Genomic DNA, 11,344 nt, shown 5'->3' with positions numbered 1-11,344 from the left:
GTACACCGTTGCCCGCGAGATGCCGTACTTGATGGCAAGTTCTCGCGGCGGCGTCCCGGAGCAAAACTCGTCGGCCAGGCCCTCCTCGAGCTGGAGAGTGAGCTGCGGGGCCGGTGTGCTGTCTTCCGGACTCGCGAGCCGATGCGACCCGCTCCTGCTTGTAGATCAGCTCGACCTGGCCCGACAGCAACATAGAGCCGCAGGGCGCAGTAGCTGTCGACCACGGGAGTAGTGCGGATTGTCCACTGTGGGCGGACGATTCACCTCACCCTGCTGGGCCAGTGTTTGAGGTCCATAGACAGGGGAGGTTTTCATGTTCACGTTGCAGGCTGGGCGGCGGGGTAAGTGGGGTGCGGTCGCGGTCTGGGTCCTGTTGCTGGTGGCGGTGTTTCCGTTGGCCGCGGGGCTGGGTGACGTGCAGAGCGACGACGCCACCGATCAGCTGCCGGGCGGTGCGGAATCGACGCTCGTGCATCAGGCCGAGGATCGCGTCCCGGGCTCCGAGGACGACGAACTGATCGTTGTCTATCACCGGGACGGCGGTCTCGCCGACGGGGACCAGCAGGCGGTGGCGCGGCAGCACGCCACCCTGGCACGGGAGTTCGAGGTCGACATGCCGCCGGTCCCCTCCGAGGACGGCACGGCTCTCATGTACGCCGTCGGCCAGCCGGCGAGCGGGAACGACGCGGGTGTCGCCAGGTTCGTCGAGCGGGTTCGGGCGGTCACCGCCGACCGGCCGAGTGGTCTGCGGGCCGAGGTGACCGGCCCGGCCGCGATCGACGCGGACGTCGACGCGGTGTTCGAGGGGATCGATACGACCCTGATGCTCGTCACCGTCATCGTCGTCGCGTTCTTGCTGATCATCACCTACCGCAGCCCGTTCCTCTGGCTGGTGCCGCTGCTGACCGTCGGGGCCGCCGCCTACCTGTCGATGGCGCTGGTCCGGGTCGTCGCCGGTGCGCTGGACCTGACGGTGAGTACGCAGAGTTCCTCGATCATGATCGTGATGGTGTTCGGCGCCGGGACCGACTACGCGCTGCTGATCGTCGCGCGGTACCGCGAGCAACTGCGCCACCACCGCGACGTCCATGCCGCCATGCGCGCCGCGCTGAAGAGTGTGGGGCCGGCGATCCTCGCGTCGGGATCGACGGTCGCCCTCGGCCTGGGCTGTCTGTTCGTGGCCGACATGAACGACATCTCCGGGATCGGGGTGATCGGTGCGCTGGGCATCCTGGCGACTCTGGTCACCATGCTGACGCTGTTCCCCGCAGTACTGACGGCGCTGGGCCGCAAGGTCTTCTGGCCGCGTGTCCCTGCCCTGGCCAGTACTGCGCCCGCCGGCCGCGACTGGTGGCGGTGGGTCTTCGCCAGGCCGTTGCGGTCGGCCGGAGTTTCGGCGCTGGCGCTCGGCTTGCTGGGACTCGGGGTGCTCGGGCTCTCGACGGACCTGCGGGAGGCCGACTCGTTCACCAACACGCCGGAGTCGGTGACGGGGTTCGCGACGCTTGATCGGGCCTACCCGGGCGAGGGCGGCCGGCCCTTCACCGTTGCGACTCCGACCGATCAGGTGGCACAGGTGCTCGCTGTGGCGCGTGCGACGGACAAGGTGGTGTCAGCGGAAACCGAGCGGGAGGGCAACGGCTGGTCGCTGGTCGACGTCGTACCGGCGGCTCAGCCGGACAGCGATGGCGAAGCAGCCGTGATCAAGCGACTGCGGGCCGATCTGCCGCCCGCGGCGTTGGTCGGTGGCGAAGGGGCGGAGCGGGTCGACGTCCAGGAGGCGAGCGCCGCCGACACCAAACTGGTGATTCCCCTCGTACTCACCGTGGTGTTGCTGGTTCTGTTCCTGCTGCTCCGATCCTTGGTCGCCTCGCTGCTCGTCGTGGCCGCGGTCGTGCTCTCGTATCTCGCGGCACTTGGACTTGGCTCTCTGGTGTTCGAGCACGTGCTCGGGTTCGGCGGCGTGGAGCCGACGCTGCCGGTGCTGGTGTTCGTGTTCCTGGTGGCGTTCGGCGTCGACTATGCGATCTTCCTGGTCGCTCGGATCGCCGAGGACCGCAAGGAACTCGGTACCACGGTCGCCACCCGGCGGGCGGTGCGGGCCACCGCGCCGGTGATCGCGTCGGCCGGATTGGTGCTGGCGGCAACCTTCGCGGTGCTGGCATCGTTGCCGTTCGTGCCGATGGTGGAGATGGGTGTTGTGGTCGCCGTCGGGGTTCTGCTTCAGACTCTCCTGGTAGCGCCTGCGTTGCTGGCGCCGATGATGGTGGGCCTGCGCCGATGGATCTGGTGGCCGAGCCGACCTGCGGACAACCCACAACCGGCGGCAGCCCCGGACGAGTCGGTGCTGGTCGGCCAGGAACGGAGCTGAGGGATGGGGACGGTGGTCCTGGTGGGAGCGAGGCGGTGGGGGATCGGCAGGGTCGACCTGCTGCTGACCGCGGCGCTGCTGGTCCTGCCGGTGGCCGCCGTCCTCGCCCTGCCGCGGCACTGGCTCGACGACAGGCAACCCGACGCTCTCGGGATCACCCTGCTCGTCTTGGCGACCATGCCTGTTCTCGTCAGACGCCGCTACCCGATCCAGGCGCTGCTCTTCTGCGTAGCCGTCCAGATGGCCTACCACGCCTTGAACTACACGCACGACATCATGCTCCCGGTAGCGGTAGTCCTCATCTACACGGTCTCCCTGACCACCTCCCGCGCCTCAACGCTGGCGATGGTCGGAATCAGCGTCGCCGGAGTCCTGGTGAGCGCGAGCGTCCCTCAAGACGAATCGATCGGCGCGGAAGTGATCAGCCCCCTTGGCTGGTTCGCAGTCGCCGCGGTCGGTGGCCAGGCGATGCGCCTGCACCGCGCCTTGCTCACGGAGACGAGCGAACGCCGGGTCGCCGAGGAGCGGCTGCGGATCGCGCGCGACCTGCACGACGTCCTGGCCCATCACATCGTCGTGATCAACTCGCATGCCGGTGTGGCCGCTCATCTGCTCGACGACCGCACCGACGATCCGACCCTCGCGCCGATCTCGCAGTCGCTGCACACGGTGGCGGACGCGAGCAGCGCAGTACTGGCCGAGCTGAGAACCACCCTCGACGTCCTCCGCGGCAACGAGGTCGACGTGGATCGGCACCCGACGCCGGACCTCGCCGGCCTGGCCCGGCTCGTAGCGGTCACCACAGCAGTCGGAGTACAGGTCGAGCTGCGAATAAGTGGCAGCAGCCGGCCGCTGCCGGCAGCCGTCGAGATCACCCTCTACCGGATCGCGCAGGAGGCCCTGACCAACGTGGTGAAGCACGCGCACGCTCGACAGGCACTGGTGCAGCTCGAGTACGACGTCGAGGAGGTTCGGCTCGAGGTCACTGATGATGGCCGGGGCAGATCCGACAGCGGCAGCACAGCCGGCTATGGCATCGCGGGGATGAACGAGCGGGCGCAATCCGTCGGTGGTCAGCTGGTCACTGGCGACGCCCGGTACGGCGGATTCCGGGTCGCGGCGACCGTACCTGTTCCGGGAGCGCGATGATCAGGGTGGTGCTGGCCGACGACCAGGAGCTGGTCCGGAGCGCCTTCGCGATGCTCGTCCGCTCCGCACCGGACATGGACGTCGTCGGTGAAGCCGCCGACGGCGACGAGGCGGTCGAGCTGGTCCGGTCGACCCGGGCCGACGTCGTCGTGATGGACATCCGGATGCCGGGGACGGACGGGATCACTGCCACCGCCACCATAGCGGCCGACGAGGATCTGAGCGGCGTACGGGTGCTGATCCTGACCACGTTCGAGAGCGACCACAACGTGGTGACCGCGTTGCGTGCGGGAGCGAGCGGATTCCTTGTCAAGGACACCAAACCCGCGCACCTGCTGGCCGCCATCCGCACCGTGGCCGCCGGCGAGGCACTGTTGTCGCCCGGCGCGACCCAGGCACTGATCGAAAGAGTGCTGAGGCAACCCGATCCGGCCGGTCCGGCACCCGGCGCACTGGCCGCGCTGACCAGGCGGGAACGCGAGGTGCTGACGCTGATCGGCCGCGGGCTGAGCAACGGCGAACTCGCCGAACAACTGGTGATCAGTCCGCTGACCGCGAAGACCTACGTGAGCCGGTTGCTGACCGAGCTGGACGCCCGCGACCGGGCCCAACTGGTGATCGCCGCCTACGAATCCGGTCTGGTCCGGGCCACCGGCCAAGGAGACCCACTGTAGGGGCCGGCCGGGCACCCGCTTGAGGATGCCCCCGAAGGTGAACCTTGCAGGTAGCCGCCGTCGTTGTCTCGAACCGGTGGACCTGTGGGGAGGGACGGCGGACCTGATCAGCCCGATGGGATCGAGCAGCGTCTCCGCGCCACCGGTCTGCCCGATCACCTCCGCTTCCAAGCCGCTTCGTGCCCGCCGCAACTCACCGTTTTACTCACCGGATTGAATGAAACATGCTGAGCGGTGTCCGGCCATCGTTGCGGGATGGCAAACAACCTCACCGGGGCAATAGCGGGCCGTTCAGAACGTCGTTCATTTCCTTGAGTTGTTCAAGCAGTCTGTCGGGTGATGCACGGGAAGGGGGTAGTTCGCTCGGCGGACTGGGAGGCGCTTACGTCATCCCCATTGATGATTGAGGCGGGTGGCCGTTGCTGCTGGACTGCTGGAGTAGATGGTTTAGGAACTCAACTACTCCGGAGGTCTCCGTGTCCACACTCACCGCATCGCCGACCCGGTCGCGATCTGCTGTCGCCTGGTCGTTGCAAGGGCTCTTGTCCGCGGCGTTCCTGTACTTCGGTATCTCGAAGCTCGCCGGGGGTGAGTCAGTTCGGGCGTCGTACGAGGAGATCGGTGCCGGTCAATGGCTGCGCTACTTCACGGGGACGACCGAGATCCTCGGCGGTGTCGCGTTGCTCGTGCTCCCGCTGGCCGGTCTGGCCGCCGCTGCCCTGGCGGCGCAGATGGTCGGGGCGATCGTCACCCAGCTCGTATTCGTGGAAGACGGATCCCCGGTGATCCCGATCGTCTTGCTGGTGCTGACCCTGACGGCCGCGTGGCTGCGCAAAGATCGATCGCTCGACACGTTGCGCACGCTCCGCCGTCGTCTCCTGCCCGCCACACGCTGACCAAGACTCGGATCAGGAGACGCTTCCCATGGCTCAGTACCTGTATCGACTCGGTACTTTCGCATTCCGCAAACGCTGGGTTGTCCTCGTCGGCTGGCTGCTTGCCCTCGGCATCACCCTCGGTGGGTCGATGCTGACGTCGGGGACGCCCACCAACGGCCTCGATGTCCGCGGCACCGAAGCCCAGCAAGCCATCGACGTCCTGCAGCGGGAGTTCCCTCAGGCCGGTGCCAGTGGAGCCTCGGCCCAGGTCGTCCTGGCTGCCGACGAGGGGGAGACCCTCTCGGCCCCAGCCAATGCCGCAGGAAGCGCCTGATCGCCGGGGCCTACGTCCGTTCTCCGTTCACGTCCCTCGGTGACCGCGAACAGCAACAGCTACATCGCCTGCTGGGAAAGGTTCTCGCGGTTCCCACCGCGGCACGCGCTGCCCAGTAGTGGCCCGGGACTTGAGGGTGAGACGACCTCGACAACGTCATCCCTTGTGATGATTGAGATCTCTGTCGGATCAAGACATGTTCGAGACCTCAACCGTTCGGTCGCCGGCCCGCCGAGCTCCGCCTGCCAAGGAGAATCCGATGGAGATCGATGGACTGCCACTGCACCCCTTGCTCGTCCACGGGGTGGTCCTCCTTGTTCCAGTTGCTGCTCTGCTGGCCATCGTCTATGCGCTGGTGCCGAAGTGGCGATACCTGTTGCGGAACCCCGCGTTGGCGTTCGCTCTGGCTGCCGTTGTGATGACCCAGGTCGCGAGCCTGACCGGGCAAGACCTGCGGCGGGATCGAAACCTGCGCAGCGCTCAGGTCGAGACACATGACATGTGGGCCGGACGCCTCGAGCTCGGAGCTTTGGCTCTCGCTGCAGTTGCCGCGGTCGCTTGGTGGGTGCTGCCCCATATCAGTGCGCTGGCGGGCGGCTCTGACAAGAAGGCGCGGATGCCTGTGCTGGTTCCCGTGGTGATGGTCTTGCTACCGATTGCGGGAGTCGCCGTCCTGCTGCTCGTCATCGCCACTGGTCACGCCGGGGCAGAAGCCGTCTGGAACGCAAGCTGATGATCGGGCCGGCCGCCGCGGAAGCTGTTGTGAGATCCGCGTAAAACCTATCGTGGCGGGATTAGACATTGGGGCCTGGACTGTGTAGCGTTGCTCTTGTTGACAGAGAAGAACAGCGAAGCTGACGTGGACAGCTACCGATCTGTCCAAGGTTGTGAAGTAGGTACGACGGCGGACTCCGCCGGGCCGATCAGTGAAGGGGCTCGGGTTTCACGCCAGGGTCAGAGTCTGTGGAGCCAGTGGTCGATCGGGGTTCCAGACTTGATGGATCGAAGTAGCAGTTTTGCAAGTCGAAGTGGCAGTGAGCAGTTCCGTAGTTGCAGTAGCAATGCGCAGTTGTAGTTGCTGTTTGTAGTTGAGGTAGCAGTAGGTAGTTGTGGTTCGAGAGAGAAGGGAAGGGATTACACCGTCGGATCGCCCGCCAGTGCCAGTACTTTGCCGGGCGGGTGCCGTAGTTCCATCGGATTGGAAGGTGGTCTTCGGTTACGCATTCAGCGATCCCCGCAGCGATGGCCTTCACGTGGCGCGCTGCGGACATGCAAGGCCGGCCTCACAGCCGGTAGATGGTGACAATCCAACAACCCCTTGGGCCCCGGTGCTTCCGCACCGGGGCTCTTCGGCATGGAGGCTCGATGACCCCAGATACACACGCGGAGACCCTGATGAGTTCAACCCCGGCCGGGACGGCCAATTTCGACGATGACGACTACCCGGCGTTCACGATGGGCCGGGCCGCGGAGATGCTGGGCACCACGCCAGGGTTCCTGCGGAGCCTGGACGAGGCGAAGCTGATCACCCCGCAACGCTCCGAGGGCGGCCACCGCCGCTACTCCCGCTACCAGCTACGCCTGGCCACCCGCGCTCGTGAACTCGTCGACCAAGGCACCGCGCTCGAGGCCGCGTGTCGGATCATCATCTTGGAAGACCAACTCGCCGAAGCCCTGCGCATCAACGAACAGCGGCGAGACCAGTCCTAGCGGGCTAGCACCTCTGTTTCTGCCCGATCCGAGACGAGGGGCCCATCGGCATCCACGAGCCTGCTACAGGCAGACGGAGAGGCGCCAAGGCAGTGGCAGCTCGACCTGAGGAGCCATACCTTTGTGTCTCATGTCAGAGCCAAGTCAGCTGGTGCACATTCGTGACGCCGTGCCAGGAGACGGTGATGCGCTGGCGGAGATGCACGCCCGGTCGCGAGCTGTGTATTACCGTGCCGGCGGCCATGAGGTGGCGGTGCATCCTGACGAGGAGTACCGGGAGACCTGGCGAAAGATGGTGGACGACCCTCGGATTGCCGTCCTGGTGGCGGCTATCGATGATGACATCGTCGGTGTTATCACTGTGGACGCCGGTGAGGTGTTTCCGACGAGAGCATCTCACGAGAAGCGTGTGCGGCTCGTCGGTATTTTTGTCGAGCCGGACCGATGGTCCATCGGTGTCGGTGGCGCTCTGATGGCTCGCTTCGTTTCCCTTGCACGCCAGGCTGATGCCGTTGGCGAGGTCGAGGTGTGGGAGCGGAACCCTCGCGCGATCCGGTTCTACGAGCGGCATGGCTGGACCCGGGACGGAACGTCGCGTGCTGGGCCTGCCGGGGCGGCCTACCTCGGCTACGTGCACCTGCCGTGACATCTGCGGTATCGATGCAACGGCGGCACCCGGCCCCAGGCAGCCTGACCCGCGGCCGGTATCGCACGCAGTCGGCGGACCTCCGTACACGCCGACCGTGTGGCCTCTCGGGTGGGCGAAGGGGTGCGTTAGAGGAGGGCTTTGGCGAACTGGTCATGGTGGGCGGTCCACCAGCGGCGCCGGCGGTCGTACTTCTCGATGCCTCCCGTCCGGTTCAGCATCGCGACGGTGTTCGGGCCGCCCGCATCGATGGTGCGCCTCGCGGCTGCTTCGATGCGGGCGACGGCATCGTTGATGGCGGTGAGCAGTTCTGCCCGGCCGTCCCGGTCCAGTCCGTAGGCGTCGGCGACGAGTCGTAACCGCGCTGGTCGGTCGGCGGGCAGCCAGCCGATCCGGTCCTGGTCGAAGTCGTCCTCGATTGGTACACAGAGGCGGGCGAGCTGGGCCACGTCGTAGACGGGGCGGCCAGGGGCGGCGAACTCGAAGTCGAGGAGAGCAACGGCAATGCCGTCACGGAAGACCACGTTCGAGAGCTCCACGTCGTTGTGGCACACGATCGTCCCGCCCGCAGGGTCAGCCAGACTGTCGTTCCAGGTGAGACTCTGAGGGTCGAACTCGCGGGCGGCGTCGTGCAGCCCGCGCAGCAGCCTGGCGATGGACGCCAGCGCGGTGTCGGACTGGCTCCAGTCCGGATAGGGCGCCACTGGCACGTCGCCGTCGATGAACACAAGGCGCTCGCGGCCGTCCTTGTCGATTCCGACTGGTGTCGGGGCACCGTCGAATCCGGCGTCTTTCACCGCCCGCAGGAAGGCGTGAATCGAACCCGAGTGCGGACTCGAAGGACGAAGAACATGCGGACCGACGCGGACGACCTGGCCCGCGTTCGCGATCCCGCCATCGAGCTGCTGCTCTGACACACCGCCACCTTGACAGCCGGGCAGCTCAGCCGCCAAGGGCCGGGCAGGTCGGCCGGGATCCGTACCTCGGTGGGGTCAATGCGCCGCTTGGGTCGTGACACCGACCGCGGGGTCCATTCCGGAAGAACCTCAGCCGCGGGAGCGCAGCATGCGGCGTACCCGATCGGCACGCTCCAGCAAGTTCGCGCGGACGACCGGGACAGCTTGTGCGGCAAGGGCCTCCGCCCGTCCCACGAAGGTCAGGTCGATACCGAACTGCGGGAAGAGGTGTCTGGTGAAGGTCCTCGCTGGCACGCCTCCGCCACGGTGGATGGTCGGCACGAGCTCGAGATAGGCCTCCGCATAGGGCCTCAGTAGGTCGTCCTGGCCGGCGGTCCAGAACAGCGCCGCAACCGAGTAGACCGAAGCCAGCGGCACTGCGCGCTCCGTCACCAGCGTCCGCCACACCGCCTTCTTCTCAGCCGGGTCCGGGGTCGCCGCACGGACCTGAAGCCTGCTGACCCACGCCTCGGGATCCGGGTCCCGGTCGAGCAGGGCCTGTGCCTCGGTAGCAGTAGGGCTGCCGAGCTGAGCCTTGCGGGCCAGCGCTCGCCACTGGAGATCGACGTCCTCACCGGCCTCGACCTGGAGCCACCCAACCTGCTCCAGGTCGGTTGCGGTACTGGCGAAGCCACGCAGTGCCGCCTTGCGGTAGGCCCCGACGCTGGAGAGGCTGCGGCACGCCGCCGCTACTGCCCGCATCAGCACATCCCGCTCCGACTCCGGGCTCCATAGGCCCGCGGCCTCGACAGCCAGTTCGACATACGGCTCGATCACCGACGCGGATGTCTCGACCGCGAGCACCCCGGTCAGGCACTGCACGGCCTGGGCAGCCGACGCTTCGCCGTTGATCAGCATGTCCCCGACCGTGGCGACCGCGACGCTCCGCGAGATGGGTGTGGGCAGGCGTGCGGCGTTGCCGAAGAACGCGTTTCTGGTCGCGGCATCGGGTCTTGTCGAGGCGAAGGTCAGGTCTTCGTCGTTGACCAGGTAGAGGTCCGCGCCGGCCGGCAGGTCGATCCGAGTTCGTTCGCCCGCGACCTCTACCTCGACGAGTGCCGCCCGCTCGAGGCGGTCGCCTTGTCCCCGGTAGGCGCCGACGGCAAGCACCTGCGGCCGCGGCTGCCCACCGGGGCCCTTCGCGACAAGGACGAAACCATCCCCGTCGTGATCTAGGGTCAGCCGATCGGTACCTGCGGTTTCCAGCCACCCCGCACGCCACTGGTCCAGGTCACGTCCGCTCGACTCGGCGACCGCATCGATCAGGTCCTGCAGCGTGGTGTTGCCCCAGGCATGCTTGGCGAAGTAGCTGGTCATCCCCGCGGAGAACTCTGCCTCACCGACGTACGTCATCAGCTGTTGCAGCACCGACGCGCCCTTGGGGTAGGTGATGGCGTCGAAAGTTGCTTCGGCCTCGGAGACGTCCCGGACAAGCTGGCGGATCGGGTGCGTCGTCGGTCCCTGATCGACGTAATAGGCCTTGAGCTTCTCGCCGGCCAGATGCGCCACCCAGGCGTCGGTGTAGGACGTCGCGCACACCGCGGCCCAGTTGCTCGCGAATTCCGCGAACGCCTCGTTGAGCCACAGGTCGTCCCACCAGCGCATGGTGACGATGTTGCCGAACCACATGTGCGCGAGTTCATGCAACAGGTACCGTGAGAAGTGGTCCCACTCCGCACGCGTCGGGGTGGTCCGGCGCAGGAACCAGTCCATCCAGGTGACGCAGCCGAAGTTCTCCATCGCGCCAGGGAACTCGGGCGTGAAGACCTGGTCGTACTTGTGCTGGGGAAACGGCATGCCGAACTTGCCGGCGAAGAACTCGAGCCCTTGGGTGGTCAGGGTGAAGAGCTCGTCGGCGTCCCGGTCAAGGATCGGAGCCAGTGACCGGCGAGCGAAGAGACCGAGGTCGTGACCCGCGCCGCTCCGGCGCAGTTCGTAGTACGGGCCGGCGTTGATCACGGTGTTGTACGTCGCCAGCGGTGGCGTCGGCGGGAAGGTCCAGCGCCGCGCGGAGCCGAGATCTTCGATCCGCGGATCGCCGCTGTTGGTCAACACCAGCCAGCCGGGCGGAGCTGTCACCGTGAATGCGTACGGCGCCTTCAGGTCGGGCTGATCGAAACACGCCCATACATACCGGGCGTAGTCGGGCTCGAAGTCCGTGTACACATACACCTCGCCGTCGGCGGGATCGACGGCCTTGTGAACGCCCTGCTCATCGGTCGAGCAGTCCGGGACAGTGACCACAGTGAGGACGTTCCGCTCGCCGAGACCGGCCAGTGCGATCCGGCCCTCGACGGCCGCCGGCAGCGCGACCCCGTTGAGCACCGCTCTATCGACCTCCGCCACACAGTCGACGAAGGTCTCGGCTCCGGGGCGGCTACAGCCGAAGGTGATCGTCGACTCACACCGAACCCGCGAGCCGGTCGGCAGGTCGGTCAGGTCGACGCCAACGTCGTACCGCTCGACCGTCAGCAGGCTCGAGCGCCCCTCAGCCTCACCTTGGGTCAGACTCCGGACGCTCATCGCTTCCCCCTCGAAGATTCGCTCAACTCACTGTGGCCCAGACGAGTTCAGCCATGACTGCAGCATGCGCCTAGTGCTCAGTTCATGTCGCCGTACGGCGAGT

10 protein-coding genes are annotated in these 11,344 nt (G+C 66.8%); 8 read left to right on the top strand and 2 right to left on the bottom strand.

The window, feature by feature from the left end; all coding sequences use genetic code 11:
- The first annotated feature begins 313 nt into the window (after nt 1–313).
- From EV649_RS11400 to EV649_RS11365, 8 genes are all read left to right on the top strand, one after another.
- Nucleotides 314–2,371, top strand: a complete 2,058-nt coding sequence (locus EV649_RS11400; protein WP_130383170.1) for an MMPL family transporter — start codon at nt 314–316, stop codon at nt 2,369–2,371.
- 3 nt (nt 2,372–2,374) lie between these two features.
- The gene (locus tag EV649_RS11395; protein WP_130383169.1) at nt 2,375–3,520 is read left to right on the top strand and encodes a sensor histidine kinase; all 1,146 of its coding nucleotides are present in this window, start codon (nt 2,375–2,377) and stop codon (nt 3,518–3,520) included.
- On the top strand, nt 3,517–4,194 hold the full coding sequence (locus EV649_RS11390) for a response regulator transcription factor (RefSeq protein ID WP_130383168.1): 678 nt from the start codon (nt 3,517–3,519) through the stop codon (nt 4,192–4,194). The genes EV649_RS11395 and EV649_RS11390 overlap by 4 nt, the downstream gene beginning before the upstream one ends.
- A gap of 476 nt (nt 4,195–4,670) precedes the next feature.
- Nucleotides 4,671–5,090, top strand: a complete 420-nt coding sequence (locus EV649_RS11385) for a DoxX family protein (RefSeq protein WP_157996223.1) — start codon at nt 4,671–4,673, stop codon at nt 5,088–5,090.
- A gap of 28 nt (nt 5,091–5,118) precedes the next feature.
- Nucleotides 5,119–5,406 carry a hypothetical protein gene (locus EV649_RS11380; protein WP_130383166.1) on the top strand — a complete coding sequence of 96 codons (288 nt, stop codon included), beginning with the start codon at nt 5,119–5,121 and terminating at the stop codon, nt 5,404–5,406.
- A 259-nt stretch (nt 5,407–5,665) separates the two neighbouring features.
- On the top strand, nt 5,666–6,139 hold the full coding sequence (locus EV649_RS11375) for a DUF2231 domain-containing protein (protein ID WP_130383165.1): 474 nt from the start codon (nt 5,666–5,668) through the stop codon (nt 6,137–6,139).
- A gap of 662 nt (nt 6,140–6,801) precedes the next feature.
- Nucleotides 6,802–7,116: a MerR family transcriptional regulator gene (locus EV649_RS11370; protein WP_130383164.1), complete on the top strand. Its 315-nt coding sequence runs from the start codon at nt 6,802–6,804 to the stop codon at nt 7,114–7,116.
- Between the two features lie 130 nt (nt 7,117–7,246).
- The gene (locus EV649_RS11365; protein WP_130383163.1) at nt 7,247–7,762 is read left to right on the top strand and encodes a GNAT family N-acetyltransferase; all 516 of its coding nucleotides are present in this window, start codon (nt 7,247–7,249) and stop codon (nt 7,760–7,762) included.
- Between the two features lie 128 nt (nt 7,763–7,890).
- On the opposite strand, the gene EV649_RS11360 is transcribed toward EV649_RS11365, so the two are convergent.
- Nucleotides 7,891–8,679: a phosphotransferase gene (locus tag EV649_RS11360; RefSeq protein WP_130383162.1), complete on the bottom strand. Its 789-nt coding sequence runs from the start codon at nt 8,677–8,679 to the stop codon at nt 7,891–7,893.
- 129 nt (nt 8,680–8,808) lie between these two features.
- Nucleotides 8,809–11,241 carry an aminopeptidase N gene (pepN, locus tag EV649_RS11355; RefSeq protein WP_130383161.1) on the bottom strand — a complete coding sequence of 811 codons (2,433 nt, stop codon included), beginning with the start codon at nt 11,239–11,241 and terminating at the stop codon, nt 8,809–8,811.
- Nucleotides 11,242–11,344: the final 103 nt, after the last annotated feature.

Origin of the sequence: Kribbella sp. VKM Ac-2569 (assembly GCF_004216905.1) — a bacterium.
In the GTDB taxonomy this organism is placed as follows: domain Bacteria; phylum Actinomycetota; class Actinomycetes; order Propionibacteriales; family Kribbellaceae; genus Kribbella.
The sequence above is the reverse complement of the archived record's forward strand: the minus strand, read 5'-3'. Positions and strand labels throughout refer to the sequence as shown.

Coding starts and splice junctions, on each gene's coding strand:
- EV649_RS11400 (WP_130383170.1), top strand. CDS start 314: ATGTTCACGTTGCAGGCTGGGCGGCGGGGTAAGTGGGGTGCGGTCGCG.
- EV649_RS11395 (WP_130383169.1), top strand. CDS start 2,375: ATGGGGACGGTGGTCCTGGTGGGAGCGAGGCGGTGGGGGATCGGCAGG.
- EV649_RS11390 (WP_130383168.1), top strand. CDS start 3,517: ATGATCAGGGTGGTGCTGGCCGACGACCAGGAGCTGGTCCGGAGCGCC.
- EV649_RS11380 (WP_130383166.1), top strand. CDS start 5,119: ATGGCTCAGTACCTGTATCGACTCGGTACTTTCGCATTCCGCAAACGC.
- EV649_RS11375 (WP_130383165.1), top strand. CDS start 5,666: ATGGAGATCGATGGACTGCCACTGCACCCCTTGCTCGTCCACGGGGTG.
- EV649_RS11370 (WP_130383164.1), top strand. CDS start 6,802: ATGAGTTCAACCCCGGCCGGGACGGCCAATTTCGACGATGACGACTAC.
- EV649_RS11365 (WP_130383163.1), top strand. CDS start 7,247: ATGTCAGAGCCAAGTCAGCTGGTGCACATTCGTGACGCCGTGCCAGGA.
- pepN (WP_130383161.1), bottom strand. CDS start 11,241: ATGAGCGTCCGGAGTCTGACCCAAGGTGAGGCTGAGGGGCGCTCGAGC.